This window comes from Mesorhizobium sp. M7A.F.Ca.US.006.01.1.1 (assembly GCF_003997935.1).
Classification (GTDB): domain Bacteria; phylum Pseudomonadota; class Alphaproteobacteria; order Rhizobiales; family Rhizobiaceae; genus Mesorhizobium.
Window position 1 is genome coordinate 1 of record NZ_RZQL01000079.1, and the last position, 26,440, is coordinate 26,440.

24 protein-coding genes and 1 tRNA gene are annotated in these 26,440 nt (G+C 63.5%); 13 read left to right on the forward strand and 12 right to left on the reverse strand.

The window, feature by feature from the left end:
• Positions 1-119: 119 nt before the first annotated feature.
• Entirely contained in the window at positions 120-1,622 is a 1,503-nt protein-coding gene (locus tag EN943_RS15735; RefSeq protein WP_127413343.1) for a sugar ABC transporter ATP-binding protein, read from the reverse strand.
• A 323-nt stretch (positions 1,623-1,945) separates the two neighbouring features.
• On the opposite strand from EN943_RS15735, the gene EN943_RS15740 reads away from it, so the two are divergent.
• From EN943_RS15740 to EN943_RS15755, 4 genes are all read left to right on the forward strand, one after another.
• The gene (locus EN943_RS15740) at positions 1,946-2,620 is read left to right on the forward strand and encodes a GntR family transcriptional regulator (RefSeq protein WP_127413345.1); all 675 of its coding nucleotides are present in this window, start codon (positions 1,946-1,948) and stop codon (positions 2,618-2,620) included.
• 19 nt (positions 2,621-2,639) lie between these two features.
• On the forward strand, positions 2,640-2,969 hold the full coding sequence (locus tag EN943_RS15745) for an L-rhamnose mutarotase (protein ID WP_127413346.1): 330 nt from the start codon (positions 2,640-2,642) through the stop codon (positions 2,967-2,969).
• Positions 2,970-3,127: 158 nt separating this feature from the next.
• Entirely contained in the window at positions 3,128-4,639 is a 1,512-nt protein-coding gene (locus tag EN943_RS15750) for an altronate dehydratase family protein (RefSeq protein WP_127413348.1), read from the forward strand.
• Between the two features lie 68 nt (positions 4,640-4,707).
• On the forward strand, positions 4,708-5,454 hold the full coding sequence (locus tag EN943_RS15755; RefSeq protein ID WP_127413350.1) for an SDR family NAD(P)-dependent oxidoreductase: 747 nt from the start codon (positions 4,708-4,710) through the stop codon (positions 5,452-5,454).
• Positions 5,455-5,468: 14 nt separating this feature from the next.
• Here the strand turns inward: EN943_RS15755 and EN943_RS15760 are convergent, their stop codons facing one another.
• From EN943_RS15760 to EN943_RS15785, 6 genes are all read right to left on the reverse strand, one after another.
• A complete protein-coding gene (locus tag EN943_RS15760) occupies positions 5,469-6,374 on the reverse strand; it encodes a dihydrodipicolinate synthase family protein (RefSeq protein ID WP_127413352.1) in 906 nt (301 codons plus the stop codon).
• A 7-nt stretch (positions 6,375-6,381) separates the two neighbouring features.
• Entirely contained in the window at positions 6,382-8,094 is a 1,713-nt protein-coding gene (gene araD / locus EN943_RS15765) for an L-arabinonate dehydratase (protein WP_127413354.1), read from the reverse strand.
• A gap of 14 nt (positions 8,095-8,108) precedes the next feature.
• Positions 8,109-8,888 carry an SDR family oxidoreductase gene (locus tag EN943_RS15770; protein WP_127413356.1) on the reverse strand — a complete coding sequence of 260 codons (780 nt, stop codon included), beginning with the start codon at positions 8,886-8,888 and terminating at the stop codon, positions 8,109-8,111.
• 15 nt (positions 8,889-8,903) lie between these two features.
• On the reverse strand, positions 8,904-9,854 hold the full coding sequence (gene araH, locus EN943_RS15775; RefSeq protein WP_127413358.1) for an L-arabinose ABC transporter permease AraH: 951 nt from the start codon (positions 9,852-9,854) through the stop codon (positions 8,904-8,906).
• Positions 9,855-9,864: 10 nt separating this feature from the next.
• On the reverse strand, positions 9,865-11,376 hold the full coding sequence (gene araG, locus EN943_RS15780; RefSeq protein ID WP_127413360.1) for an L-arabinose ABC transporter ATP-binding protein AraG: 1,512 nt from the start codon (positions 11,374-11,376) through the stop codon (positions 9,865-9,867).
• Positions 11,377-11,446: 70 nt separating this feature from the next.
• The gene (locus EN943_RS15785; RefSeq protein ID WP_027039820.1) at positions 11,447-12,436 is read right to left on the reverse strand and encodes an arabinose ABC transporter substrate-binding protein; all 990 of its coding nucleotides are present in this window, start codon (positions 12,434-12,436) and stop codon (positions 11,447-11,449) included.
• 258 nt (positions 12,437-12,694) lie between these two features.
• Between EN943_RS15785 and EN943_RS15790 the strand changes: the two genes are divergently transcribed.
• Both EN943_RS15790 and dgoD read left to right on the forward strand, forming a co-directional pair.
• The gene (locus tag EN943_RS15790) at positions 12,695-13,384 is read left to right on the forward strand and encodes a FadR/GntR family transcriptional regulator (protein WP_127413378.1); all 690 of its coding nucleotides are present in this window, start codon (positions 12,695-12,697) and stop codon (positions 13,382-13,384) included.
• Between the two features lie 8 nt (positions 13,385-13,392).
• Positions 13,393-14,541, forward strand: a complete 1,149-nt coding sequence (gene dgoD / locus EN943_RS15795; RefSeq protein WP_127413362.1) for a galactonate dehydratase — start codon at positions 13,393-13,395, stop codon at positions 14,539-14,541.
• A gap of 192 nt (positions 14,542-14,733) precedes the next feature.
• Here the strand turns inward: dgoD and EN943_RS15800 are convergent.
• Positions 14,734-14,809 (reverse strand) — tRNA-Ala (locus EN943_RS15800).
• 172 nt (positions 14,810-14,981) lie between these two features.
• Positions 14,982-15,371: a TIGR02300 family protein gene (locus tag EN943_RS15805; protein WP_013528180.1), complete on the reverse strand. Its 390-nt coding sequence runs from the start codon at positions 15,369-15,371 to the stop codon at positions 14,982-14,984.
• 206 nt (positions 15,372-15,577) lie between these two features.
• Between EN943_RS15805 and aroA the strand changes: the two genes are divergently transcribed.
• The 3 genes from aroA to rpsA all read left to right on the forward strand — a co-directional run bounded on the left by aroA (position 15,578) and on the right by rpsA (position 19,747).
• The gene (aroA, locus tag EN943_RS15810) at positions 15,578-16,936 is read left to right on the forward strand and encodes a 3-phosphoshikimate 1-carboxyvinyltransferase (RefSeq protein ID WP_127413364.1); all 1,359 of its coding nucleotides are present in this window, start codon (positions 15,578-15,580) and stop codon (positions 16,934-16,936) included.
• 253 nt (positions 16,937-17,189) lie between these two features.
• On the forward strand, positions 17,190-17,840 hold the full coding sequence (gene cmk / locus EN943_RS15820) for a (d)CMP kinase (protein WP_127413366.1): 651 nt from the start codon (positions 17,190-17,192) through the stop codon (positions 17,838-17,840).
• 209 nt (positions 17,841-18,049) lie between these two features.
• Positions 18,050-19,747: a 30S ribosomal protein S1 gene (rpsA, locus tag EN943_RS15825; RefSeq protein WP_127413368.1), complete on the forward strand. Its 1,698-nt coding sequence runs from the start codon at positions 18,050-18,052 to the stop codon at positions 19,745-19,747.
• A gap of 111 nt (positions 19,748-19,858) precedes the next feature.
• Here the strand turns inward: rpsA and EN943_RS15830 are convergent, their stop codons facing one another.
• The 3 genes from EN943_RS15830 to EN943_RS15840 all read right to left on the reverse strand — a co-directional run bounded on the left by EN943_RS15830 (position 19,859) and on the right by EN943_RS15840 (position 23,184).
• Positions 19,859-20,566: an SDR family NAD(P)-dependent oxidoreductase gene (locus tag EN943_RS15830; RefSeq protein WP_127413370.1), complete on the reverse strand. Its 708-nt coding sequence runs from the start codon at positions 20,564-20,566 to the stop codon at positions 19,859-19,861.
• Between the two features lie 171 nt (positions 20,567-20,737).
• A complete protein-coding gene (locus tag EN943_RS15835) occupies positions 20,738-22,339 on the reverse strand; it encodes a 5-guanidino-2-oxopentanoate decarboxylase (RefSeq protein WP_127413372.1) in 1,602 nt (533 codons plus the stop codon).
• Complete coding sequence (locus tag EN943_RS15840; RefSeq protein ID WP_127413374.1) at positions 22,336-23,184, reverse strand: arginine deiminase family protein; 849 nt, start codon at positions 23,182-23,184, stop codon at positions 22,336-22,338. Before EN943_RS15840 ends, EN943_RS15835 begins: the two co-directional genes overlap by 4 nt.
• Before the next feature lie 244 nt (positions 23,185-23,428).
• Here EN943_RS15840 and EN943_RS15845 point away from each other — a divergent pair, with 244 nt between their 5' ends.
• From EN943_RS15845 to EN943_RS15860, 4 genes are all read left to right on the forward strand, one after another.
• The gene (locus tag EN943_RS15845; RefSeq protein ID WP_027039828.1) at positions 23,429-24,244 is read left to right on the forward strand and encodes an ABC transporter ATP-binding protein; all 816 of its coding nucleotides are present in this window, start codon (positions 23,429-23,431) and stop codon (positions 24,242-24,244) included.
• A gap of 53 nt (positions 24,245-24,297) precedes the next feature.
• Positions 24,298-25,098: a transporter substrate-binding domain-containing protein gene (locus tag EN943_RS15850; protein ID WP_127413376.1), complete on the forward strand. Its 801-nt coding sequence runs from the start codon at positions 24,298-24,300 to the stop codon at positions 25,096-25,098.
• A gap of 203 nt (positions 25,099-25,301) precedes the next feature.
• On the forward strand, positions 25,302-25,967 hold the full coding sequence (locus tag EN943_RS15855; RefSeq protein ID WP_127413380.1) for an ABC transporter permease subunit: 666 nt from the start codon (positions 25,302-25,304) through the stop codon (positions 25,965-25,967).
• Positions 25,967-26,440: ABC transporter permease subunit (locus EN943_RS15860; RefSeq protein WP_164778213.1), on the forward strand; the 474-nt coding region annotated here is incomplete at its 3' end. The genes EN943_RS15855 and EN943_RS15860, both read left to right, overlap by 1 nt.

Below are 26,440 nucleotides of genomic sequence, written 5' to 3' on the forward strand. Positions count from 1 at the left end.
GAGCATCACGGCGAGGATGGCGAAGGCGAGCCCCGCCTTAGACAGGACATCGACAAGCCTGCTGCCACGCGTAAAGCGGTCGTTGCGGTTCACGCCACCGATCTCCATGGCCGCTTCGGTCAAGCCATCTCCTCCCCCGTCGCCAGCGCCATGATGCGCTCCTCGCTCAATTCGCTGCGCAAGAGAGGCTCGGAGGCATAGCCATCGCGCATCACCACGACGCGGTCGCAGACGCCGAGTATTTCGGGCAGCTCCGACGAGATCATCACGACCGCCATGCCGCCGGCGACGAGTTGGCCGATGATGTGGTGGATCTCGGCCTTGGCGCCGACGTCGACGCCCCGCGTCGGCTCATCGAGGATCAAGGCCGAAGGTTTGGCGGCAAGCCATTTGGCGATGACCGCCTTCTGCTGGTTGCCGCCCGACAGAAGGCTGATGCGCCGTTCGCCGTCGGGCGGTGAAATCGAAAACTGCTTCACTGAATCCCCGGCAAGCGCGCGATCGGCGCTGCGGCTGATGCGACCGAAGCGGCTCAGGCGGCGCAGGATGGGCAGGCTGATGTTTTCCCGGATCGACATTCCAGGCACGACGCCATCGCCCTTGCGATCTTCCGGAACATAGGCAATGCCTGCCCTGACCGCCTGGGATGGCGAGTTGATCGAGACCCCGCATCCGTTGACGCTGACCGTGCCCTCGACAAGCCGCGACAGGCCGAAGATTGCGCGAGCAACCTCGGTGCGGCCAGCGCCCACCAGTCCGGTCAGGCCCAGTATCTCGCCGGCGCGTACATCGAAGCTGACATCGCGGAAGCGCTTTCCGTCGCTGATATGCTCCACGCGCAACACGGACTTGCCGATCGCGGCCGGACTTTTCGGGAAGACATTGCTGACTTCGCGACCGACCATCAGCCTGATCATATGGGCGGCATTTATGCCCTCGATCGGACGCGTCTCGATCATTGAGCCATCGCGCAGCACCGTCACCTCGTCGGCGATTTCGAGCACCTCCTTCAGCCGGTGGCTGATGTAGACGATGGCGATGCCGTCATCGCGCATCTTGCGCAGGATCCGGAACAGCGCCGCCGTCTCATGCTCGCTGAGGCTGGATGTCGGCTCGTCCAGCACGATGATCCTCGGCTGCGCCGCATAGGCCTTGGCGATCTCGACGAGCTGCTGCTGGCTGATAGAAAGGTTGCCGAGCCGTTCACGCGGGTTGATGGCCGCTCCGAGCTCGTCGAGGACGGCAGCGGCGGCCCTGACCATCTCGCCCTTGCGCAGAAAGGTCCATTTGCCGGGCATGCGGCCGAGATAGACGTTCTCGGCGACGGTCAGGTCGGGGACCAGATTGATCTCCTGGTGCACCATGCGAATGCCGAGCGCCTGGGCATCGGCGGGCCGGCGCATGCGCACCTCGGCGCCGCCGACTTTGATCGTGCCGCTGGTCGGCGCGTAGGATCCGTTGAGAACCTTCATGAGCGTCGATTTGCCGGCGCCGTTCTCACCCACGACCGCATGAACGGTGCCGAATTTTACGGCAAAATTGACGTTGGACAGAGCCTTCACGCCTGGAAAATTCTTGCTGATGCCTCGCATATCCAAGGCGCAATCGGCGGCGACGGTCATATCTGGCTAGGTTCCTCCTGGCGGCGGCCGGTGCGCGACATCGGCCTTCGATATGTTAGTATAACAGCGATGCAAACGCAGTTCGGGCTTCTTCGAACAAGCTTGAATGGGCTGCGCTGTCGGGACCCGGGCCTCAGTCCCGGATTGAATTTTCCATCGTTCATACTCACTATTGCACTAATATAACAGTTCTGGCAAGCTGGATTCCGGCGGTCGTTATGGACATCGTGCGTCACCGACCCCCGACGCTTGCATTGGATGCGTTCCAATTGACATTCTAGTATTATCTGGCCATTTCTGGTGAACGAAGACATGGATTTGCAATGGACCTGGATCCTTCGACGCTCAATCGGGCTCTTCCGCTCCGCGATCAGATCTACCACAAGATCCGCAACCTGATCGTCGTCGGGCAGCTGAAGCCGGGAGAGGTCATCAACGAGGTCGCCATCGCGGAGGCCCTGGGGGTGTCTCGCACCCCCGTTCGCGAAGCGGTCAAGCGCATCAGCGACGAGGGCCTGGTCAAGATCCTGGCGCAGACCGGCACCTATGTTGCTCCGATCAGCCGGGCCGACCTGGAAGAAGCCTATGTCATCCGGCGGGCACTGGAGATGGAAAGCGCCCGACGCGCGGCCGCCAAGTTCACAGCGGCAGCCAGCGAATTGCTGGAAGACAACATGGCAGCGCACCGGCTTGCCATATCCCGCGGCAGATACGCCACCGCGATACAACTCGACGACGTCTTCCACCGCACCATAGCCGAGATCTGCGGCCTGCCGATGATCTGGAGAGCCGTCGACATCTCGAAGGCACAGATGGATCGCGGGCGCTATCTCGCTATCCCAAGACCGGGTTATGGCGAACAGACGATCGAGCAGCACGAGGCCATTTTCAACGCGCTGAAGCGCCACGACGCCGAGGGTGCGGCACAGGCCATGGAACATCATCTCGAGACGTCGTTCCGCAACACGCTCGAAGTCGCCGCCGACCTTCTCGGCTGAAGCTCCGCGAGCAACCAGCATGCAAAGAATGGGACTTTGTATTGGCGTGAAAGCCGAGGCGATCGCGGACTACAAGCGCGTCCACGCCGCCGTCTGGCCCGAGGTGCTCGACGTCATCAGCCGCGCCAACATCCGCAACTATTCGATCTTCCTGCGCGAACCGGAGAACCTTCTGTTCGCCTGCTGGGAGTATCACGGCACCGACTTCGCCAGGGATGCGGCGCGGATGAGCGAGTCGCCGGCCATGCGCAAATGGTGGGAACTGTGCGACCCCATGCAGACGCCGCTACCGACGCGCGCCGACGGCGAATGGTGGGCGGCCATGGAAGAGGTCTTCCATCTCGATTGACCGGAGCCGTTGTCTGGCAGTCGCTTTCTCTCCTGGATATGCCCCACAGCGGTGGACGACCTCCGGCCTTGACCTCTGACATTCTATTATATTAGTATTCCAAATCATTCCTTGTCTCTCGACCTCCTGTCGCGGAGAACTTTTTCAGAGTTTGGGTCATGGCGCGGTTCATCAAGCTTTCGGGGGCCGACAACATTCTTCTGGCGGTCGATCCGTTGAAGATCGGCGAAAAAGCCGGGGACGTGGCGGCCAGGGCACGCATACCGCGCGGGCACAAAATGGCCTTGCGCGACATTGGCTCGGACGAGCCGATCGTGAAATACGGCCAGACCATCGGTTTTGCTCGGGAACCCATTGTCGCCGGCGACTGGGTTCACGAGCACAATGTGTATCTGCGAAATTTCGAACGCGACTACGTCTTCGGCACGAATACCAGGCAAACCGAGATCGTTGCCGAGGCCGAGCGCGCTACTTTCATGGGTTACCGCCGGCCGAGCGGCAAGGTGGGCACGCGCAACTTCATTGCCGTCCTGACCTCGGTGAACTGCTCTGCCAGCGTCGCCCGGTTCATCGTCGACGAGGTCAACCGGTCTGGCATCCTGCGCGACTATCCCAATGTCGACGGCATCATCGCACTCGTCCACGGCACTGGCTGCGGCATCGACACCAAGGGTCCCGCTTACGACCTGTTGAAACGGACGCAATGGGGCTTTGCCACGAACCCCAATGTCGGCGGCGTGCTGATGGTCGGACTCGGCTGCGAAGCGTTCCAGATCCCGCGCTGGATGCAGTCGTACAACATCGAGGAGAGCACGATTTTCCGCACGATGACCGTCCAGGAAACCGGCGGCACGCGAAAGACGGTCGAGGCTGGCGTCAAGGCGATCGTCGACATGCTGCCTACGGTCAACGCCGCCGAAAGGACGCCGCAACCAGCCTCCGAACTGGTGCTTGCGCTGCAATGCGGCGGATCGGACGGTTACTCCGGCATCAGCGCCAATCCGGCGCTTGGTGCCGCGGTGGACCTGCTTGTCGCGCAAGGCGGCACGGCCGTGCTCTCGGAGACGCCCGAGATCTACGGCGCCGAACATCTCCTCGCCTTGCGCGCCGAGAGCCGCGCGGTGGGCGAAAAGCTGATCGAGCGCATCCGCTGGTGGGAGGATTATACCGCCAGGCACGACATGGAGATGAACAACAACCCTTCGCCTGGCAACAAGCTGGGTGGGCTGACGACCATCCTGGAGAAATCGCTCGGCGCTTCCGCCAAGGGCGGGACCACCAATCTGCGCGCTGTGCTGGAATATGCCGAGCCGATCACCGAGCGCGGCCTCGTCTTCATGGATACGCCTGGCTACGATCCGGTCTCGGCCACCGGGCAAGTCGCCGGCGGCGCCAACATATTGTGCTTCACCACCGGCCGTGGTTCGGCCTTCGGCTGCAAGCCGACGCCCTCGATCAAGCTTGCCTCCAACAGCTTCATCTTCGAGCAGATGCGCGAGGACATGGACATCAATTGCGGAGACATACTGGATGGTGTCTCGTTGGCCGAAAAGGGCGAGGAGATCTTCGCCGAGATCCTGCGCGTCGCTTCCGGCGGGCGCACCAGGTCGGAAGCGCTCGGCTATGGCGACAACGAGTTCGTGCCATGGAGCCTTGGCGCGACCATGTAGCTATATCGCCCGCCTGCACAGGCCGGCCTTTATCCCGGAAGTAGCTCAAACGGAAAGAACCGCTCGACATGAACAGGATCGATCTTGACGGCCAGCACGCTGTGGTCACCGGCGGCGCCCAAGGCCTCGGCTTTGCGATGGCCAGACGTTTCGTCGCCTCCGGCGCGACGGTGACCTTGTGGGATCTCGATGAGGCCCGCCTCGAAACCGCCAAGAAGGAACTCGGCAACGCCGCCACGACAGAGATCGTGGATGTCGCCGATTGGGCGTCGGTGGACGCGGCGCGCGCCAGGACCGAAGAGCTGGCCGGCAAGATTACCATTCTGGTCAATTCCGCCGGAATTGCCGGCCCCGCCGCCCCGCTCGACGTCTACGACATCGAGACGTGGAAGAAGGTCATCGACGTCAACATAAACGGTACGTTCTACGTCAATCGCGCCGTGGTTCCCGGAATGAAGCAGCACAATTACGGACGGATCGTCAACATCGCTTCGGTCGCCGGCAAGGAGGGTAACCCCAACGCCTCTGCCTATTCAGCCTCGAAGGCGGCGGTCATCGGCTTGACCAAGTCGCTCGGCAAGGAACTGGCGCAGTACGACATCGCCGTGAACTGCATCTCGCCGGCCACGGCACAGACGCGCATCCTCGAACAGCTGACGCCGGAGCACATCGAATATATGCGCTCGCGCATTCCGCGCGGCCGCCTGCTGGAGGTCGACGAAGCCGCGGCGATGGTCGCCTGGCTCGTCTCCAAGGAGAACAGTTTTACAACCGCCTCCACGTTCGACCTGTCGGGTGGGCGGACGACCTATTGAAAGGCAGTTGCCGTTCAGCCAGGCAACGGACCGAGACCAGCCGCAAAGCGCTCCACCATCGCAAGGCCAGGCTCGCTTGGCCGCATCGCCGGAGCCCGATCGTGTACCCGGATGCCGGCGCGGGCGCCGAACAGCCGCTTGCCATAGCAGATCAGGTTTTCGATGCCTTGCATGACGAAGACCGCTGCCGGCAGCATTCTTGCATACTCGATCTCGGCCGTTGCTTCGTCTCTGCCCCGGAACGCATTGTAGGCGCGAACGGCAAGATTGATGCAATCCGGCGCCAGGATCATGCCACGGCAACCGATGCGGAAATTGTCGATCAGTTCCAGGCCGCCGCGTCCGTTGAAAACCGGTATCCTGCCTTCGGTCCGGTCGATCAATCCGGCAATGTCGGTGACCGGGCCTTCGCCCTTGATCAGCCTGATGTTGGGATGAAGCGTGACGAGTTCGCGGATTTCGTCCGATGACAGGCCGCGCCCGAAAAACGCCGGCGCGTTCTGGATCGCCACCGGCAGGTCGGTCGCCTCGACGACGCGGCCGAAGAACTTGATGTATTCCGGCGCACCATAGGACCCGACCGGCGGCGGCTGCAGGATCACCCAATCCGCTCCGACGCTTTCAGCATGGCGAAGCTGTGCCACCTGCTCGGCCACCGAAGCGCCGAAGATGGTAAAGGCAAGCGGCACTTTCCCGGCGGTGTCCTCCGCCGTCCAGTCCATGATCGTCCGGCGCTCGGCCTCGGTCAGCTTGGCGACTTCCGTTGCCAGGCCGAGCGCCGCCATGCCGTGCACGCCGCTGGCCAGGCAGATCTCGACCTGCCTGCGCATCGCTGCGCGGCCGAGCCGTTCGTTATCATCAAAGAGCGCGTAGAGGATGGCGTGAATGCCATGGAAATCATCGGGTCTGAATTTTGTCACGCGAACCTCAATGGCTTTCGCGCGGGATGGCGTGGCCACGGCTTCCGACGAGAAAGTCGAGGTCGGCGCCGCGATCCGCCTGCAGGACACGGTCGACGTAAAGCCCCTGATAACCGCCGCGCATCGCCGGGACGGGCGGTAGCCAGGATTCACGACGCCGCGCCAGCTCCTGTTCCGACACGTCGAGATGCAGCTTCCGCGCCTCGACATCGAGCTCGATGATGTCGCCACTCCTGACCAGCGCCAGCGGGCCGCCGATAGCGGCTTCGGGTGCGGCATGCAGAACGACGGTGCCGAAGGCAGTGCCGGACATGCGGGCATCGGAGATGCGGATCATGTCGCGGACACCCTGCTTCAGCAGCTTCCGGGGCAGCGCCATGTTGCCCACCTCGGCCATCCCCGGATAGCCTTTCGGGCCGCAATTCTTCAGCACCATGATCGACGCCTCGTCGACGTCGAGCGCGGGATCGTCGACGCGCGCCTTGTAGTCGTCGATGTCCTCGAAGACGACGGCGCGGCCGCGGTGCTTCATCAGAGCTGGCGACGCGGCTGACGGCTTGATGATGGCGCCGTCGGGCGCCAGATTGCCACGCAGCACCGCGATACCGCCATTGGGAGTGAGCGCCTTGTCGCGCGGGCGGATCACCTCGGGATTGTAGTTTTGGGCATCCGCGATGTTGTCGCGCACGGTCTTGCCGGTGACGGTCAGCGCGTCGAGATCGAGCAGATCGGCTATCTCCTTCATGACAGCCGGAATGCCGCCGGCGTAGCAGAAATCCTCCATCAGGAAGCGGCCTGACGGCATCAGGTCGAGGATAGTCGGCACATCGCGGCCATATCTGTCCCAATCGTCCAGCGTCAGATCGGTGCCGACGCGGCCGGCAATCGCCAGCAGATGCACGACCGCGTTGGTCGAGCCGCCGATCGCGCCATTGACGCGGATCGCGTTGGCGAAGGCTTGTCTGGTGAGGATAGCCGACGGGCGCAGATCCTCATTGACCATCTCGACGATGCGCCGTCCTGTCATGCGGGCGATGCGGCTGCGGCGCGCGTCGACCGCCGGATAGGCGGCGTTGCCCGGCAGCGCCAGGCCGAGCGCCTCGACCATGGAAGCCATGGTCGAGGCTGTGCCCATGGTCATGCAGTGGCCCGGCGAGCGTGACATGGCGCTCTCGGCATTGGCGAAATCCTGCTCGCTCATCACGCCGGCGCGAACGTCTTCCGAAAACTTCCACACATCGGTGCCGGAGCCGATCTCACGGCCCTGGAAGCGGCCATTGAGCATCGGTCCGCCGGAAATGACGATCGATGGCAGGTCGCAGGAAGCAGCCCCCATGACCAGCGACGGCGTGGTCTTGTCGCAGCCGGCCATCAGCACGACGCCATCCATCGGGTTGCCGCGGATCGCCTCCTCGACATCCATCGAGGCAAGGTTGCGAAACAGCATCGCCGTCGGCCGCAGATTGGATTCGCCGCAGGAGAAGACCGGGAATTCCAGCGGTAAGCCGCCGGCCTCCAGCACACCAGCCTTGATGTGCTCGATCAGGCTACGGAAATGGATGTGGCAAGGCGTGAATTCGGAGAAGGTGTTGCAGATGCCGATCACCGGGCGGCCGTCGAAGGCGTCGTCGGGCAAGCCGTTGTTCTTCATCCAACTGCGGTGGATGAAGGCATCCTTGCCCAAACCGCCGAACCAGTGCTGCGATCGTCTCTTGGTCATGGTTTTCCCGGAATTCAGGCAGGATGCTGAAGCTGGCTCAGCCCGCCATCGACGACGAGCGTGGCCGCGTTCATGAACGGGCACTCGTCGGAAATCATGAACACCGCGGCAAGCGCGATCTCGTGCGCCGTGGCGATGCGGCCGCCGGGATGCAGCGCCATGGTGTTGGCGCGTGCTGCGGCCGGATCGGCAAAGCTGTTCCAGTAGTCGGTGGCCTTCTGCGTCTCGACATAGCCCGGCGCCAGCGCGTTCACGCGCACGCCTTGCGCCGCATATTCGAGTGCCAGCGATTTGGTCAGGCCGAGCAGTGCGTGCTTGGCGACAGGATAGGGGAAGGTGTGCGGGATGATGGTGAAGCTGTGCGTCGAGGCGATGTTGAGAATGGCGCCGCCGCCGCTCGCGATCATGCCCGGCAGCACCGCCTTGCTGCAGTTCCAGGCTCCCTTGACGTTGACGTCGAAATTGCGATTCCACTCTTCCTCGGTCGCCTTGAGCGGCGTCGAGAACACATTGACCCCGGCATTGTTGATCAGCGCGTTAATGGGGCCGATCTCGGCAGCCGCTTGGCTGACGGCAGCCGCAATCGCGGCACCGTCGCTGATGTCGGCCGCCGCATGCCCGGCATGGCCGTGCGGCGCGGCGAGGCCGGCGACGGCCTTGTCCAGCAACGCTCCGTCGCGGTCGACCAGGAACAGTCTTGCGCCTTCGGCAAGGCAGGCCTCGGCGATGGCCAGCCCGATGCCTTGCGCGGCACCGGTCAGGAAGATGCGTTTGCCGGAAAGGCGCTCAGCCATTTTTGTCCCTCCAGCTTAACGCCGACCCAGTGCCGACGAGCGCAGATTGTCGAGCAGCACGGCCAGCAGCAGGATCACGCCACGCACGATGTACTGGTAGAAGGCCGGGATGTTGAGCAGGTTCATGGCGTTTTCGGCGATGCCCATGATCAGCACGCCGACGATGACGCCGGACATGGTGGCACGGCCGCCGGCAAGCGAGACGCCGCCGAGCACGCAGGCCGAGATGACCGAGAGTTCAAGCCCGACCGCCGCATTGGGCTGGCCCGAGGTGATGCGCGACGCCAGCAGGATGCCGGCAATGCCGCAGACGACGCCCTGCAGTGCAAAAATCCAGATGCGCGTCCGGTCGACATTGACACCGGCAAGCCGCGAGGCCTCCGGATTACCGCCGATGGCCAGCGTGTTCTTGCCGAAGACGGTGCGGTTGAGGACGAAGCCGAAGATGCAAAACAGGATGGCGAGCACCCAGACCGGCGTCGGTATGCCGAGCAGTTTGGACAGCGCGAGCTGATAGAAATCCGGGCTGTTGATGCCGACGGCGCGGCCGTCGGAGGCGATCAGCGCAAACCCGCGCACGATCTGCATGGTGGCCAGCGTCGTGATCAGCGCGTTGATGCGGAATTTGGCAATGACGACGCCGTTGATGAAGCCGACGAAGCCGCCGCAGGCAATTGCCGCCAGCAGGCCGAGCAGGATCGAGCCGGTGTAATTCGACGCCATCACAGCGACCATGCCGGCAAAGGCGACGATCGAGCCGACCGACAGGTCGAAGTCGCGCGCGGCAAGGCAGAACATCATGGTGCAGGCGACGATGCCGACGGTGACCACCGACTGCAGCAGGCCGAGCATGTTGCGGTCGGTGAGGAAATTCGGCACCAGCAACGACACCAGCGCGAAAGCGACGACGAAGATGACGACGAGGCCCTGTTCGCCGAGCAGGATTTTTTTCAACTGGTCGGTCATGCCAAAGTCCTCAGGATGCGATCGCGTCGGGGGTTTTCTGATCGGGGAGAGCGGCGGCCAGGATCGCCCTTTCGGCGAACTGGTCGCGGGTGAGTTCAGCGCTGACGCGGCCACCGCACATCACCAGGATGCGATCGCAGATGCCCATCACCTCCGGCAGTTCGGACGAGACGACGACGATCGCCATGCCGTCCTGCGCAAGCTGGTAGAGCAATTCGTAGATTTCCGATTTGGCGCCGACGTCGATGCCGCGCGTCGGCTCGTCGACGATGAGCACCCGCACGCCCTGCTCCGACAGCCAGCGGCCAAGGATGACCTTCTGCTGGTTGCCGCCGGAGAGGTTGATGATGTCCTGCTTGCGCGACGGCGTGCGCACCTTGAGCTTCTTGATGAAGGTTTCGGCGGTGGCGATCTCGCTGGCGCGGTTGAGCATGCCGAAGCGCGTGTGATGGCGCCGCGACGAGATGTTGATGTTCTCCTCGACCGAGCGGCCCTGGATGATACCGTCATGCTTGCGGTCCTCGGAGCACAGCACGATGCCGGCCCGGATCGAACCGTGTGGATCGGTGGCTTGGACGATCTTGCCGTCCACGGTGATGCTGCCACCCGTACGCGGATCGGCGCCAAAGACCAGCCGCATTAGTTCCGAGCGCCCGGCGCCGATCAGGCCGAAGAAGCCGACGATCTCGCCTGCCCTCGCCTCGAAACTGGCCGGCGTCTTCAGTTTGGGGCCGCTGAGAGCGTCGACCTTCAGGCGGACATCGCCCGTTTTCCGTGCGCGAAAACCCCAGATATCCGAAATCTCGCGGCCGACCATCTCCGCGACGACCTGATCGCGGGTGACGCCTTTCAGCGAAGCGTGGTGCGCCGCGAGCTTGCCGTCGCGCAGCACCGTCAGGCTGTCGCAAAGACGGAACACCTCGTCGAGCCTGTGCGAGACGTAGATGATGACCTTGCCTTCGCCGCGCAGGCGGTCGATCAGGGCAAACAGGATTTCGCTTTCGCGCGAGGACAGCGACGAGGTCGGTTCGTCCAGCGCGATGACGCGTGCGTCGAGCATGATCGCCTTGGCGATCTCGACCATCTGGCGTTCGCCGATGGATAGCGTCTTGACCTTGCGGCGCATGTCGATGTCGATGCCGGCCGATTTCAGCTTGGCGCCGACGTCGTCCAGCATCCGGCGGCCGGCGATGATGCCGGCGTTGGCGGGGAAACGACCGAGGCTGAGATTTTCGGCAACGGTGAGTTCAGGAACGAGTTGCAGTTCCTGATGAATGACGATGACGCCATTGTCGAAGGCATCCCGGGTCGAGGTATAGGCCTGAACCTTGCCGTCGATGCTTATCTCGCCCTCATCGGCATGCTGGTCGCCGGACAGGATCTTGATCAGGGTGGATTTGCCGGCGCCGTTCTCGCCCATCAGGCCATGCACGGCGCCCTTGTCGACGCCGAACGAGACGTCCGACAGCGCCTTGACGCCCGGATAGGTCTTGGTGATGTGCGAGAAGTCGAGAAAGGACACGGGCAGCGATCCTCTTATGGAATGGCAAACAGGCGGCAGGATGAGCCGCCGCCTGTTTGTACAGGGAGGATTATTCGATGCCGAGGCCCTGGCGGACCTTCTGGTAGTCGTCGCGCTTGGCAAGTGCACCGGAAGTCAGGATCAGCTTCTCCGGTTCCTTGTTGTTGGCAACCCAGTCATACATGTTGAGCGCCGTCTCGTAGCCATGGCGCTTCGGCGAGATGATCACGGTGCCGACGAAGCCGGTGGCCGTCGGCTTCTTGAACTCGTTGATCGCCGAGTCCGCGCCGCCAATGCCAACGCCGATCACGCTATCAGCGGGGATGCCGACGCTTTCGGAAGCACGCACCGCACCCAGCACCGCTTCGTCGTTGAGGCCGAAAGAAACCCACTTCTTGATGTCGGCATGGGCGTTGAGCACGACCGTCGCCGCATTGAGGGCAGCTTCCGTGTCGGTCTTGGCCTGCGGGGCGTCAAAAATGTTCTCAGCCTTGAAGCCGTTTGCCTTCAGCACCGAGATAGCGCCTTCGACGCGGTCGACGGCGGTCGGCAGTTGGTCGTAGGAGACGCGGATGGCGCCGACCTCGTCGGCCTTCCAGCCGCGTGCCTTCATCTCGTCGACGATCGCCTGGCCGACGGCCTCGCCGATCTTGGTTGCCGAGATGCCCATATGCGGCACGTCTTCCAGCGCCTTGCCGTCGGCGCCGACCAGACGGTCGTCGACAGTCATCAGCTTGAGATTGTTGGCGGCGGCCTTGGCGACGATGCCGGGTCCGAGTTTCACGTCGGGCGTGCAGACGATGAAGCCCTGCGCGCCCTGCGCGCCGAGATTGTCGATCGCCGACATCAGCTTCTCGCCGTCCTCGGCGCCGATCTTGACCAAGGTAAAGCCCTTCTCCTTGGCGGCCTGGTCGGCGAACTTCCATTCGTCCTGGAACCACGGCTCCTCGGGCTGTTTGACGATGAAGCCGATCTTGGTGTCCTGAGCATATGCAGCGATGGTCGTGACGGACAGCACGGCAAGCGCGCCCGCGACGAGCGCGGTCTTCAAAAGTCGCATGATTACCTCCCAGCGATAGACCGGGCGCTCAGCCCGGATGCCGGAGTCTCTAATCGCTTTTATCATACTCGTCAATTGATCTGGTATGATAATTAATGTACATGCTCTGACCAGCGATCGCTGGCGCAATCGATCCGCATCCGTTAAGGGCGGACCGGTTGTGCGAAACCAGCGGGTTCGCCGCCTTGGAGGAGGGCTGAGGTGACCGAGATTCTGAAGAAGGCCCCGGGAAATCCGACCACTCGCCGCCCGCGCGTGATGCCCGATGTGACCAAGGCGATAGCCTCGGACATCTTTTCCGGGCGCTATCCAGCCGGCTCCTCACTGCCGACCGAAAACGAGCTCGGCGTCGAATACGGCGTCAGCCGCACCGTCATCCGTGAGGCCCTGAAAGTGTTGGCGGCAAAGGGGCTGGTGCTGTCGCGGCCACGCGTCGGCACGATCGTCTGCAACGAGGACGACTGGAACATCATCGACCCGCAGGTGCTGGCCTGGCACGCGCCGCATGCATTGGACGACAAGCTCTTCGACGCCATTCTTGAAACGCGCCGGGCCATCGAACCGCTGGTCGCCGAACTGGCTGCCACGCGCGCCACACTGCAGGAGATCGCCGATCTCGAAGCGGCATGGCGCGGCATGGCCGGCGCCGGCGAAGATCTCGCCGCCTTCTCGCGCAGCGACATCGCTTTCCACCAGATCGTCTATGCCGCGAGCCACAATCCGATCTTTCGCCAGATCGGCAATCTCATCGACACCGGGCTGAAATTCTCGCTGGAGGCGACGGCGGTGATTTCGCTCGACCGGCGCATGGAGGCCGTGGCGGCGCACCGCGAGGTGGTCGAGGCGCTGCGCATGCGCAATGCCGAGGCCGCGCGTGGGGCGGCAAACAAGATCCTCGACCTCGCGGCGCGCGACCTCGTCAGCGCCAAGAAACTCAAGAGCAACTGAGACTGCGCATGAAAATCATCTCGCTCACCACCTACATCGTTCCGCCGCGCTGGCTGTTTCTGAAGATCGAAACCGATGCCGGCGTCACCGGCTGGGGTGAGCCGGTGGTCGAAGGCCGGGCGCTGACCGTCGAGGCGGCGGTCAAGGAGCTTGGTGATTATCTGATCGGCAAGGATCCGCGCCTGATCGAGGACCACTGGACGGTGATGCACCGCGGCGGCTTCTATCGTGGCGGGCCGATCCTGATGAGCGCCATTGCCGGCATCGACCAGGCGCTGTGGGACATCAAGGGCAAGGCGCTCGGCGTTCCGGTGCACGAGTTGCTCGGCGGCAAATTGCGCGACACGATCAAGGTCTATTCGTGGATCGGCGGCGACCGACCTGCGGAGGTCGCGGCCGGTGCAAGGGAAATGGTGGCGCGCGGCTTCCTGGCGCTCAAGATGAACGGCACGGAAGAACTGCAGATCGTCGACAGCCATGACAAGATCGACGCCGCAGTCGAACGCGTCGCCATGGTGCGCGAGGCTGTCGGCCCCAACATCGGCATCGCTGTCGATTTCCACGGCCGCGTGCACCGGCCGATGGCGCGCGCCCTGGTCAAGGAGTTGGAGCCTTACAGGCTGATGTTCATCGAGGAGCCGGTGCTCAGCGAAAACCGCGAGGCGTTGAAGGAGATCGCCGCTCTCGGCTCGACGCCGATTGCGCTCGGCGAGCGGCTCTACAGCCGCTGGGACTTCAAGTCGGTGTTCGAGGAAGGTGTCGTCGACATCATCCAGCCAGACCTGTCGCATGCCGGCGGCATCACCGAATGCCGCAAGATCGCGGCGATGGCGGAAGCCTATGATGTGGCCGTGGCGCCGCACTGCCCGCTCGGGCCGATCGCGCTTGCCGCCTGCCTGCAGCTCGACGCGGTCAGCTACAACTGCTTCATCCAGGAGCAGAGCCTCGGCATCCACTACAATGCCGCCAACGACCTGCTCGACTATGCCGCCAACAAGGATGTCTTCCGCTACGAGGATGGCTATGTCGCCATTCCCGACGGCCCGGGCCTGGGTGTCGAGATCGACGAGGAGTATGTCAAGGAACGCGCTAGGGAAGGCCACCGCTGGCGCAACCCGGTCTGGCGCCACAAGGACGGCTCCTTCGCCGAGTGGTGATCGGGCTGGCTTTCAGTCTCCAAGCGCTCCATGAACAGTGAAGACTTCGTCCGGCGAGCAGTTGCTCTCGAGAAATGGCTCGTTCGTTCCGTTTGATGGAGGCGCTTTCAGCGGCGTTGCCTGAACTGACCATCAAACGCAGATGGCCGCAGTGCGGCACATTCATCGGCTGCGAATTGCAGAGGGACTGTTTGGTGGAGCCAATCGGGATCGAACCGACGACCTCTTGAATGCCATTCAAGCGCTCTCCCAACTGAGCTATGGCCCCACTTCCGGCAGTCAACCGGCGCCGTTTCCGGCGAAGAGATCCGGCGCGGGTTGGAGACCGCGCCGTTAGTGCAGGCGGCTTCTAACCCCGCCCTTCTCAGATATCAAGCCTTCGAGAGCCGCTTTTTCTTCACAGGCCTTGAAAGCCCGCAAACGCCCGCTTTCAAGGCCGATCAGACCTCGTCGTCGTCGTCGCCGACGCCGATCATGTCGGCGACGTCGTCGTCTTCTTCCTCTTCGTCGGCAAGGAAAGTGTCATCTTCGTCGTCGCCGAGATCGACATCGTCCTCATCGTCGCCGAGATCCGGCAGGTCGTCGCCCTTGACGTCCTCGTCAGCCTCTTCGAGCGAGACGACCTCAACGCCTTCTTCTTCCTCGGCGTCCACTTCCTTCTCGGCCACTTCCTCTTCCTCCTCGAGAGCGGCAATCTTGCCTTCCTCGAAATAGGAACGCGGATAGGTCTTGCCGGTATAGGGCGAGACGATCGGGTCCTTGTTCAGGTCGTAGAATTTTCGGCCCGTCTCCGGGTCGATACGTTTTGTGCCAAGTTCGGTTTTTGCCACGGCAAGCCTCGTCAATAAAAGAGTGGTCCCCTTAACCACAGTTTGCAGCGCTGTCAAAGCGAAAAGCCGGCGTCACAAAACCATACGTTGAAAGGCGTCGCGTCAGTGACGACCATGGGGGATGACCATTTCGGCCCGCCGTGATACGAGACCGCCGCAACAAATGAAAAGCGCCGGCCTGCCGGCATTCCGTCCAGGGAAATTCCATGTCTCACGCCGCCGCCCCCAAGCCGGCCACCGCCCGCCAATCCCCAGCCCTTTCCGGCATCGCGCGTGTGCCGGGCGACAAGTCGATCTCGCACCGTTCCTTCATGTTCGGCGGCCTCGCCTCCGGGGAGACCCGCATCACCGGCCTGCTCGAAGGCGAGGACGTGATGCGCACGGGTGCTGCCATGAAGGCAATGGGCGCGCATATCGAGAAGAACGGCGACGAGTGGGTGATCCGCGGCACCGGCAACGGCGCACTGCTGCAGCCGGAAGGCCCGCTCGATTTCGGCAATGCCGGCACCGGCTCGCGGCTGACCATGGGCCTTGTCGGCACCTATGACATGGAGACGACTTTCATCGGCGATGCCTCGCTGTCGGGCCGGCCGATGGGCCGCGTGCTGGAACCCTTGCGCCAGATGGGCGTGCAAGTGCTGAAGGCGACACCGGGCGACCGCATGCCGATCACACTGCATGGACCGAAGCATGCCGCGCCGATCACCTATCGCGTGCCGATGGCCTCGGCGCAGGTGAAGTCCGCAGTGCTGCTCGCCGGCCTCAATACGCCCGGCATCACCACGGTGATCGAGCCGGTGATGACACGCGACCACACGGAAAAGATGCTGAAGGGGTTTGGCGCCAATCTGTCGGTCGAAACCGATGAACGCGGCGTGCGCCACATCTTCATCGAAGGCCAGGGCAGACTGACCGGCCAGACGATCGCGGTGCCGGGCGACCCGTCCTCGGCCGGCTTCCCGCTGGTGGCGGCACTGATCGTGCCGGGTTCGGACATTACAATCGAAAACGTATTGATGAACCCGACCCGCACCGGCCTGCTTTTGACGCTGCAGGAGATGGGCGGCAAGATCGACATCCTCAACCCGCGCAATGCCGGCGGCGAAGACGTCGCCGATCTGCGCGTGCGTTACTCCGAACTGAAAGGCGTCATCGTGCCGCCCGAGCGGGCGCCGTCGATGATCGACGAGTACCCTGTGCTCGCGGTCGCTGCCAGCTTTGCCGAGGGTGAAACGCTGATGCAAGGGCTGGAAGAGCTGCGGGTGAAAGAGTCCGACCGGCTGTCGGCCGTCGCCAACGGGCTGAAGCTCAACGGCGTCGACTGCACCGAGGGCGAGGCTTCGCTCGCCGTGCGCGGCAAACCGGGCGGCAAGGGCCTTGGCGGCCATCCCAACGGCCAGGACACCACGGTGCAGACCCATCTCGACCACCGCATAGCCATGAGCTTTCTGGTCATGGGGCTGGCGACGGAAAGGCCTGTTACCATCGACGATCAGGCGATGATCGCGACGAGTTTTCCGGAATTCATGGGACTGATGAAGGCGCTGGGCGCGGAGATCGGGTGACCGTGATGGGTTTGCGAACCGTGACGCTGGCGGGACAGCACCCCCCTCTGTCCTGCCGGACATCTCCCCCGCAAGGGGGGAGATCAGTCGTCATCGCGGCTTTCGCCAATAGTCAACGCTGCAGAATTGCGCGGAGCGCCAATGTCGCCAATCTCCCCCCTTGCGGGGGAGATGTCCGGCAGGACAGAGGGGGGTGTGAAGGATCGCGACGCTTGTCTTGTTCATCGCACTTTTCGATCGCGGCTGTCTGCCAATGACACATGTCTTCACCATCGCCATCGACGGTCCGGCAGGCGCCGGCAAGGGCACCCTCGCCCGGCGGTTGGCCGACCACTACCGCCTCAACCTGCTGGACACCGGCCTCACCTACCGTGCCGTGGCCTATGCGCTGATCCAGCACGCGCTGCCACTCGACAATGTCTCGGCGGCGGAAACCGCTGCCCGTCAGGTCAATCTGGCGAAGCTTGACCGGGCGGTGCTGTCAGCGCATGCGGTCGGCGAGGCAGCCTCGAAGGTCGCCGTGTACCCGACGGTGCGGCGCATCCTCGTCGAAAAGCAGCGCGACTTCGCCAAGACACCACCGGGCGCCGTGCTCGACGGCCGTGATATCGGCACCGTGGTCTGCCCCGACGCCGACATCAAACTCTATGTGACGGCCAGCGCCGAGGTGCGGGCACAGCGCCGGCTGGCCGAGATCGAGAGCATCGGCGGGACCGCTGATTTCACCGAGATCCTCGCCGATATCGGGCGCCGCGACGAGCGCGACATGGGCCGTGCGAACTCACCTTTGAAGCCGGCCGCCGACGCGCACTTGCTTGATACCAGCGAAATGGCTATAGAAGCCGCGTTTCTTGCAGCCATGGCGATCATAGACGACGTGCTGGCCAAGAGAGACAAGGCCTGATCCGGGTTTTTCCCTCGTGTTTCCGTTGTCGGAGGCGAAGAAAATACCCATATCGGGCACGAACCAGCCTGCCAGCATTCTTCATGCGCCGGAATTGCCGCTTAAAGAGCGGCCCAGGGCTTTTGTAGCCCGGAACGCCGGCAGGCCAACGCAACGCTAACCCACGGCGCCCGTCCCGCTTCTAGATGCGGGGCACTCCAGGAGAAACAATGTCAGCTGCAAATCCCACTCGCGATGATTTCGCGAGCCTGCTCGAAGAATCATTTTCCGCCGGCCATTCCGGCGAAGGCCAGGTCGTCAAGGGCACGATCACCGCGATCGAAAAGGACATGGCCATCATCGACGTCGGCCTCAAGGTCGAAGGCCGCGTGCCGCTGAAGGAATTCGGCGTCAAGGGCAAGGACACCACTCTCAAGGTTGGTGACACCGTCGAAGTCTATGTCGAGCGCATCGAAAACGCGCTTGGCGAAGCGATGCTCAGCCGTGAGAAGGCCCGCCGCGAAGAGAGCTGGGTCCGTCTCGAAGAGAAGTTCACCAAGGGTGAGCGCGTCGAAGGCGTCATCTTCAACCAGGTCAAGGGCGGCTTCACCGTCGACCTCGACGGTGCCGTGGCCTTCCTGCCGCGCAGCCAGGTCGATATCCGCCCGATCCGCGATGTTTCCCCGCTGATGCACAACCCGCAGCCCTTCGAGATCCTCAAGATGGATCGCCGCCGCGGCAACATCGTGGTGTCGCGCCGTACCGTGCTTGAGGAGAGCCGCGCCGAACAGCGTTCGGAAATCGTGCAGAACCTCGAAGAAGGCCAGGTTGTCGAAGGCGTCGTCAAGAACATCACCGATTACGGTGCGTTCGTCGACCTCGGCGGCATCGACGGCCTGCTGCATGTCACCGACATGGCATGGCGCCGCGTCAATCATCCGACCGAAATCCTCAACATCGGTCAGACGGTCAAGGTGCAGATCATCCGCATCAACCAGGAAACCCACCGTATCTCGCTCGGCATGAAGCAGCTCGAGAGCGATCCGTGGTCCGAGATCGGCACCAAGTTCCCGATCGGCAAGAAGATCAAGGGTACCGTCACCAACATCACCGACTACGGCGCGTTCGTCGAGCTGGAGCCGGGCATCGAGGGTCTTATCCACGTTTCGGAAATGTCGTGGACGAAGAAGAACGTGCATCCCGGCAAGATCCTGTCGACGACCCAGGAAGTCGACGTGGTTGTGCTGGAAGTCGATCCGGCCAAGCGCCGCATTTCGCTCGGCCTCAAGCAGACGCTCGAGAATCCGTGGCAGGCTTTCGCTTCGAGCCATCCGGTCGGCAGCCAGGTCGAGGGCGAGGTCAAGAACAAGACCGAGTTCGGCCTGTTCATCGGCCTCGAAGGCGACGTGGACGGCATGGTGCACCTCTCCGACCTCGACTGGACCCGTCCGGGCGAGCAGGTCATCGAAGAGTACAATCGCGGCGACATGGTCAAGGCGCAGGTGCTCGACGTCGACATCGACAAGGAGCGCATCTCGCTCGGCATCAAGCAGTTGGCCAAGGATGCTGTCGGCGAAGCCGCGACTTCGGGCGAACTGCGCAAGAACGCGGTCGTCACCTGCGAAGTCACCGGCATCAAGGATGGCGGTCTGGAAGTGCGGCTGGTCGACAGCGGCATCGAGACCTTCATCAAGCGCTCCGATCTGAGCCGTGACCGTGACGAGCAACGCCCCGAGCGCTTCTCGGTCGGCCAGAAGCTGGACGCCCGCGTCATCGCCTTCGACAAGAAGACCCGCAAGCTGCAGGTCTCGATCAAGGCGCTGGAAATCGCCGAAGAGAAGGAAGCGGTCGCTCAGTACGGCTCGACCGACTCCGGCGCTTCGCTGGGCGACATCCTGGGCGCCGCGCTGAAGAAGCAGGGCAGCTAAGCCCTTCGCACCGCGAAGTCCTTCGCGAAGCGAAGTTCTTCAGAGGCTAGAAAAAAACCCCGCCGGATCGCTCCGGCGGGGTTTTTCTTGACCGAGGTAAAGGTTGGAAGTTTACGCCCTGCCGTAAAGCGGCACCAGCGTACCGCTCATCGCCTGGTTGGCCGGCGAGGCAAGGTAGGCGATGGCCTCGGCGGCGGCTTCGAGGCTTACCCATCTGGTGACATCGGCATCCGGCATGTCGGCACGGTTTGCCGGCGTATCGAGCGTCGACGGCGCCACCGCATTGACCAGGATGCCCCTGTGCTTCAGCTCCTCCGCCATCGCCACCGTCATGGCTGCCACCGCCGCCTTGCTGGCGGCATAGGCGACCATGCCGGCGCCGCGCCGCGGATCGAGCCCGGCGCGCGCCGTGACGTTGACGATGCGGCCCGCCGTGTCGGACGACAGCATCGAGCGGATCGCGGCGCGGCAGCACAGGAAGGCGGTGCGTGCATTGGTGTCCATCATCTCGGCAAAGGACGCCGATTCGATCTTTTCCACCGGTGCGGCCGTGAAGCCGCCGGCCAGGTGGATCGAGCCCCACAGGCCTGGAACCTGACTGTAGAACGCCTCGACCTTGGCGGGGTCCGAAAGATCGACGTTGTGCACCAGCTGGACACGGTCATGCGTGGTAAAGGGGAAATGCGTAGGGGCGGCAGCATGAGCGTTGGGCACATGGCAGATCGCGCCGTCACTCAGCAGTTTGCCGACAACCGCACCGCCGAGCGCACCGGTCCCACCGGTCACGACGACATGCTTGCCTTCAAGTGTTTCCGTCATCTTGGACGCTCCTGTCATTTTTTTATCTTTAGGTCGTTTCTTACGCCACGCCGACGCGAAGCGTCGCGCCTTTCGCGCCATCACTCAATTGAAATCTCGACATGGCAGTTGTCGCGTCTTTGCATGCGTCCGACACTTCAGCCGTAGCCCGCCAAGACGGAAACACGCGCTTCAGTCAACTGTGATTTCGATGACGCGCGGCAGTCCGGTGGCCCGGGCGCGCTTCAACGCGTCCGCGAGAGCGTCGATGTCGGCAAGCCGTTCGGCGCCGGTGCCATAGGCCTCGGCCAGCTTGCAGAAATCCGGCGGCGCCGGCGAGACGCCGACCGGCTCGACACCGACATCGAGCATCGAGGTTTCGATCTCGCGGTAGCCTCTGTTATTCCAGACGACGAAGATGACCGGTACCCGCGCGTCGAGCGCGGCGCCCAGTTCCGGCAGCGTGAACTGGAAGCCGCCGTCACCCGTGAGGCAGACAACCGGCGCATCGGGTATCGCAAGGGCCGCGCCAATCGCCGCCGGCGGGCCATAGCCGAGCGCGCCGAAACCGGTGGCGGCATTGAACCAGCCGCCTGGCCGGTCATGGTCGTAATAGAGGTTGGCCGCATAGATCGGCTGCGTCGAATCGCCGACGATGAGCGCGCCCGGCAAGGCGTCGCGGATCATCTCGACGGCGCGCACCTGCCCCTGCAGTGTCGGATTGAGCTCGGCAAAGGCTGCTTTTCGTGTAGCAGCGGCGCGCGACGAACCGCCCTCGCTTGCCCGGACATGGCCCGTTTCCAGAAGCAGCGCTTCGAGCGCCTCGGCGCAATCGGCCTGGATCGAAACCGTCGCCGGGCGGCGGGCAAGCTGGGCCGCGCCAATATCGATGCGGATCAGATTGGCGGGCAGGACGAAGCCGCCATCGCTGTAGCCGTCATAGTCGGTCGGGCCGAATTCGGTGCCGGCGGCAATGACCAGATCGGCGTCGGCCATCAGCGCCCGTACCGCCTTCAGGCTGGGACTGGCCGGCACGCAAAGCGGATGACCATGCAGCAGGCCGCGCGCATTGGTGGTCTGGACGACTGGCGCTCCCAGCCGCTCGGCCAGTCGCCGCAGTGGCGCTTCGGCGCGTTTGGCGCCGCCGCCGACCAGGATCAGCGGGCGGCGAGCGGCACCGATGAGTTTGGCCGCGCTGGCAATTGCAGCACCTTCCGGCGCGGGCGGTGCCGCATTGCTCAGCATGGCAGCGATGCCATCCGCCGGCATGACCATGACGTCGGTCGGGATCTCGATATGCACCGGGCCGGGCCGCGCCGATGAAAACAGGGCGAAGGCCTGCGCCAGCGCTCCGGGCAATTCGCTGGCTTCGGTGACGCGCCGTGAAAACAGCGCCACCTTCTCCATCATGCCGCGCTGATCCGGCAATTCGTGCAGATGGCCCAGGCCCTTGCCCAGCGTCGGCATGGCGTTGACGCCTGAGATCACCAGCATCGGCACCGAATCGGCGCGTGCCTGCCCCATGGCGGTGATTGTGTTGGTCAGCCCCGGTCCGGTGATGACGAAGGCGACGCCCGGCCTGCCGCTGGCGCGTGCGTAGCCATCGGCCATGAAGCCGGCGCCCTGTTCGTGGCGTGGCGTGACGTGGCGGATCTTCGAGCGCGCCAGCCCGCGGTAGAGTTCGACCGTGTGGACACCCGGAATCCCGAATACCGTGTCGACGCCATGCGCTTCGAGCAGCGAAATAAGGGCCTCGCCGACCGTCGTCCCGGTAGTGTTCCCAGTGGCGGTCATTGGCGCAGCACCGGCCGTGTCAGGCAGGTCGGGCCGCCTTCGCAGGCGATGCAGAGCGCATCCGCCTCGAAGGTGGCAACTGCACAGCCAGCCGCTTCCATGGCGGCCGCCGTCCTGGGAAAGCCGGCAACGGCAATGATCTGGCGCGGCGCGGTCGGCAGCACATTGAGACTGAGCCCGTTGGAGGCGAAGAATTCGTCGGCATCGCCCTCGACCAGCTTGATGCCACGTGCCCGCAGCAACTGATAGAAGGCGGCCGGCAGCAAGGGCGCGTAGACCAGCGCCAGGTCGTCGGCGAGCGGACTGATCACCGACATCAGATGCAGGCAGGCTTCCTCGCCGTGCCAGAGCGGCAGGTCGAAACCGAAAACCGAAATGCCCGTGGGCGAAAGCAGGTTCGAAAGCTGCTGGATGCCGTCCTGGTTGGTGCGTACGCCACGACCGACGGCCAGCGTGGTTGCATCGACCCAGACGCAGTCGCCGCCTTCCACCTGGCCTGGATCATCAATCCGGCCGAGAATGGGGATCCCCATGCGCTTGTAAGCTGCCTCGTGCAGACCGGGCTCGGCCCGGCGCAGCGCCTTGCCCATGGAGAGGATAATCGCGCCATGATCGGTCATCAGCGACGGATCATGGGTGAAGACGGAATCGGCCAGCCCGTCATCGGCGTCCGTCAACCATTCGATCTCGGCGCCGGAAGCCGCGACCATGCTGGTCAGCCGCTCATGCTGGGCCGCGGCCTTTTGCGGATCGAACCCCGGACCATAGTGCCATTCCTGTGCCCTGGCATGACGCATGGCGCTCGTGGCAGACCGCATCAACACGCGTTTCAGGGGTCCGGCCATGGACTGCGACCCGTATGATTTGCCCACTAAATTCTCCCTGAACGTCGGTTGGCGCCACTAACCACTACAGCAAGCTGTGATCAATAGTCCAAAAACCATGGTTGACGGAGGCAAGCGGAACGGTCCATCCTGAGCATGGGAACTCTGTCCAGTGACGGGTAATGGGTAAAAGATACCAGCAGCGACGAGCTCGAACGCTCCGCGGAGCGTCGAAGGAATGACGGCCACAAGCGCCGCATCCGGGATGACAGCGCAAAGCGCCGCACCCGCATTGAAACATACGGCGCAGGACGGCGCCGCCGAAGCCATCCATGTCGAGAACCTGCACAAGAAGTTCGGTGAGCTGCACGTGCTGAAGGGCGTCTCGCTGTCGGCGCGCGACGGCGAGGTCATCGCCATCATCGGCGGCTCGGGCTCCGGCAAATCGACCCTGCTGCGCTGCATCAACTGCCTGGAAAACCCGACCAGCGGCATCATTCGCGTCAATGGCGAGGAGATCAAGCTCAAGGCCGACAGCCACGGCCACACCATTCCAGCCGACCGCAAGCAGATCGAGCGCATCCGCTCCAAGCTCGGCATGGTGTTCCAGAATTTCAATCTGTGGAGCCACATGACGCTGATCGAAAACGTCATCGAGGTTCCCGTGCATGTGCTTGGCGTCAAGCGCGATGTGGCGATCGGCGAGGCCGAGAAACTGCTCGCCCGTGTTGGTCTGGCTGAAAAGCGCGACGTCTATCCGGCCTATCTGTCGGGCGGCCAGCAGCAGCGCGCCGCGATCGCCCGGGCGCTGGCCATCAATCCGCGCGTCATGCTGTTCGACGAACCCACCTCCGCACTCGATCCTGAGCTGGTCGGTGAGGTGCTGAAGGTGATCGGCGACCTGGCGCGCGAGGGCCGCACCATGGTGCTGGTCACCCACGAGATGAAGTTCGCCCGCGAGGTCGCGACGCATGTCGTCTATCTCTACAACGGGCTGGTCGAGGAAGAGGGGCCGCCGGAACAGATCTTCGGCGCACCGAAATCCGAAAGGCTGAAGCAGTTCATCCGCAACATCGGCTAGGAAAGCCGGGACGGAAGAAAACCGGGAACCAACAACAAACTGGGAGTCATGAAATGAAGACCGTTCTGAAGACATTTGCCGCAGCGCTGCTGCTCGGCGTCGCCGCCATGGGCGTGGCCAAGGCCGATCCGGTCAAGATCGGCGTCGCCGCCGAGCCTTATCCGCCCTTCACCTCGCCCGATGCTTCGGGCAAGTGGGTTGGCTGGGAGATCGACTTCATCGACGCCGTCTGCGCCGAGGAGAAGCTCGATTGCGTCATCACCCCGGTCGCCTGGGACGGCATCATCCCGGCACTGACGACCAAGAAGATCGACCTCATCGTCTCCTCGATGTCGATCACCGCCGAACGCGCGAAGACGATCGATTTCTCGGACAAGTACTATAACACGCCGACCGCGATCATCGGCCCGAAGGACCAGAAATTTGGCTCCGCTCCGGACGACCTCAAGGGCAAGGTCGTCGGCGTGCAAGTGTCGACGGTGCACGCCGTCTACGCCAAGAAGCACTTCGGCGCGACAGCTTCCGAGATCAAGGAATACCAGACCCAGGACGAAGCCAACAACGATCTTGCGGCCGGCCGTCTCGATGCGGTTCAGGCCGATTCCATCGCGCTTGGCGAGTTCTTGAAGTCTGACCAGGGCAAAGCCTGCTGCGATCTGAAGGGCATGGTGGCTGCGGATGACGAAGTGCTCGGACCGGGCGTCGGCGCCGGCGTGCGCAAGGAAGACACCGAACTGAAGGGCAAAATCAACGCCGGCATCAAGGCGATCCGCGCCAACGGCAAGTATGACGAAATCTCGAAGAAATACTTCGATTTCGACATTTACGGCGGCGGCGGCGCGCAGTCGAACTGACGTTCCTCGTATGAGCGGTGGGGTATGGCGTCGGCGCCATGCCCCACCTGCCCGATCTTTCCCAGGCATGTTTATCGCCGACGCAGCCGTCGGCGGTTAGCAGTACATCGGGGGCGACGCTGATCGACGCACTTCTTTCGGCCTCCGCGGCCGGCATCACCGAGCTTCTCTCGCCCTACCCGCCAGGTTGGGGCGGGACGCTTCTGGTCGGGCTGCTGCATTCGATCGAGATCGCGCTGGGCGCCACGTGCCTCGGCCTTCTGATCGGCACCGGGGGCGCCTATGGCAAGCTTTATGGCGGGCCGGTGGTGCGCGATCTCCTGGCGGTCTACACCACCATCGTGCGCGCCGTGCCCGAGCTGGTGCTGATCCTGCTGCTCTATTACGCCGGAACCGACCTGATCAACCAGGCGCTGACGGCCATGGGCTATCAGCGCGTCGATGTGAGCGGCCTTGCCGCCGGCATCGCCGTGCTCGGCTTCGTCCAGGGCGCCTATTCGACAGAGGTGATACGCGGCGCGATCCTGGCCATTCCGCAGGGCCAGATCGAGGCCGCCCGCGCCTATGGAATGTCTCCGGGCCTGATGTTGCGGCGCATCACCTTGCCGTCAATGCTGCCCTTCGCCATACCGGGCCTCGCCAATCTCTGGCTGATCGCCACCAAGGACACCGCGCTATTGGCGGTTGTCGGCTTCTACGAGCTGGCGCTGGCAACGCGGCAGGCAGCGGGCGTCACCAAGGCCTATTTCACCTTCTTTTTCGCGGCGGGCGTGCTCTATCTGCTTTTGTCCCTGTTCTCCAACCTCGTCATCGGCCGGGTCGAGACCTGGTCGCGGCGCGGCATGCCTTCGCTCAGGGAGGCGCGCTGATGATCAACGAGGCGGCCATCATCAACGTCGTCGCGCGAACATCGCTGTGGCTGCAGCCGCACCGCATCGTGCTGATCCTGATCGCACTGGGCCTGGTTTTGTCGGCCGCCTTTTTCATGCGCTGGGACTGGCTGCCGCAATATTATGAAATGGGCTTGATCGGCATCTGGCGCTCGCTGTGGATCCTGGCGGTCACCTGCGTGCTGGGCTTCCTGCTGGCCGTCCCGCTTGGCCTGGCGCAGGCCACCGGCTCGTTCTGGTTCGCCGCACCCGCCAAGGTGTTCTGCACGGTGATCCGGGGCACGCCGCTGCTGATCCAGCTCTGGCTACTCTATTACGGCCTGGGTTCACTGTTCCCGCAATATCCGTGGATCCGCGAATCCTGGATGTGGCCATATCTGCGGCAAGCCTGGCCCTATGGCGTGCTGGCGCTGACCTTGTCGTTCGCCGGCTATGAGGGCGAGGTGATGCGC

What these genes read in the sequence shown, in the direction of transcription:
- EN943_RS15740 (WP_127413345.1), top strand. Translation starts at nt 1,946, where the DNA reads ATGGACCTGGATCCTTCGACGCTCAATCGGGCTCTTCCGCTCCGCGAT.
- EN943_RS15745 (WP_127413346.1), top strand. Translation starts at nt 2,640, where the DNA reads ATGCAAAGAATGGGACTTTGTATTGGCGTGAAAGCCGAGGCGATCGCG.
- araH (WP_127413358.1), bottom strand. Translation starts at nt 9,854, where the DNA reads ATGACCGACCAGTTGAAAAAAATCCTGCTCGGCGAACAGGGCCTCGTC.
- EN943_RS15835 (WP_127413372.1), bottom strand. Translation starts at nt 22,339, where the DNA reads ATGACCGCCACTGGGAACACTACCGGGACGACGGTCGGCGAGGCCCTT.
- rpsA (WP_127413368.1), top strand. Translation starts at nt 18,050, where the DNA reads ATGTCAGCTGCAAATCCCACTCGCGATGATTTCGCGAGCCTGCTCGAA.
- EN943_RS15785 (WP_027039820.1), bottom strand. Translation starts at nt 12,436, where the DNA reads ATGCGACTTTTGAAGACCGCGCTCGTCGCGGGCGCGCTTGCCGTGCTG.
- dgoD (WP_127413362.1), top strand. Translation starts at nt 13,393, where the DNA reads ATGAAAATCATCTCGCTCACCACCTACATCGTTCCGCCGCGCTGGCTG.
- EN943_RS15750 (WP_127413348.1), top strand. Translation starts at nt 3,128, where the DNA reads ATGGCGCGGTTCATCAAGCTTTCGGGGGCCGACAACATTCTTCTGGCG.
- EN943_RS15735 (WP_127413343.1), bottom strand. Translation starts at nt 1,622, where the DNA reads ATGACCGTCGCCGCCGATTGCGCCTTGGATATGCGAGGCATCAGCAAG.
- EN943_RS15790 (WP_127413378.1), top strand. Translation starts at nt 12,695, where the DNA reads ATGCCCGATGTGACCAAGGCGATAGCCTCGGACATCTTTTCCGGGCGC.
- EN943_RS15840 (WP_127413374.1), bottom strand. Translation starts at nt 23,184, where the DNA reads ATGGCCGGACCCCTGAAACGCGTGTTGATGCGGTCTGCCACGAGCGCC.
- EN943_RS15850 (WP_127413376.1), top strand. Translation starts at nt 24,298, where the DNA reads ATGAAGACCGTTCTGAAGACATTTGCCGCAGCGCTGCTGCTCGGCGTC.
- EN943_RS15845 (WP_027039828.1), top strand. Translation starts at nt 23,429, where the DNA reads ATGACAGCGCAAAGCGCCGCACCCGCATTGAAACATACGGCGCAGGAC.
- EN943_RS15755 (WP_127413350.1), top strand. Translation starts at nt 4,708, where the DNA reads ATGAACAGGATCGATCTTGACGGCCAGCACGCTGTGGTCACCGGCGGC.
- EN943_RS15770 (WP_127413356.1), bottom strand. Translation starts at nt 8,888, where the DNA reads ATGGCTGAGCGCCTTTCCGGCAAACGCATCTTCCTGACCGGTGCCGCG.
- cmk (WP_127413366.1), top strand. Translation starts at nt 17,190, where the DNA reads ATGACACATGTCTTCACCATCGCCATCGACGGTCCGGCAGGCGCCGGC.
- araD (WP_127413354.1), bottom strand. Translation starts at nt 8,094, where the DNA reads ATGACCAAGAGACGATCGCAGCACTGGTTCGGCGGTTTGGGCAAGGAT.
- aroA (WP_127413364.1), top strand. Translation starts at nt 15,578, where the DNA reads ATGTCTCACGCCGCCGCCCCCAAGCCGGCCACCGCCCGCCAATCCCCA.
- EN943_RS15830 (WP_127413370.1), bottom strand. Translation starts at nt 20,566, where the DNA reads ATGACGGAAACACTTGAAGGCAAGCATGTCGTCGTGACCGGTGGGACC.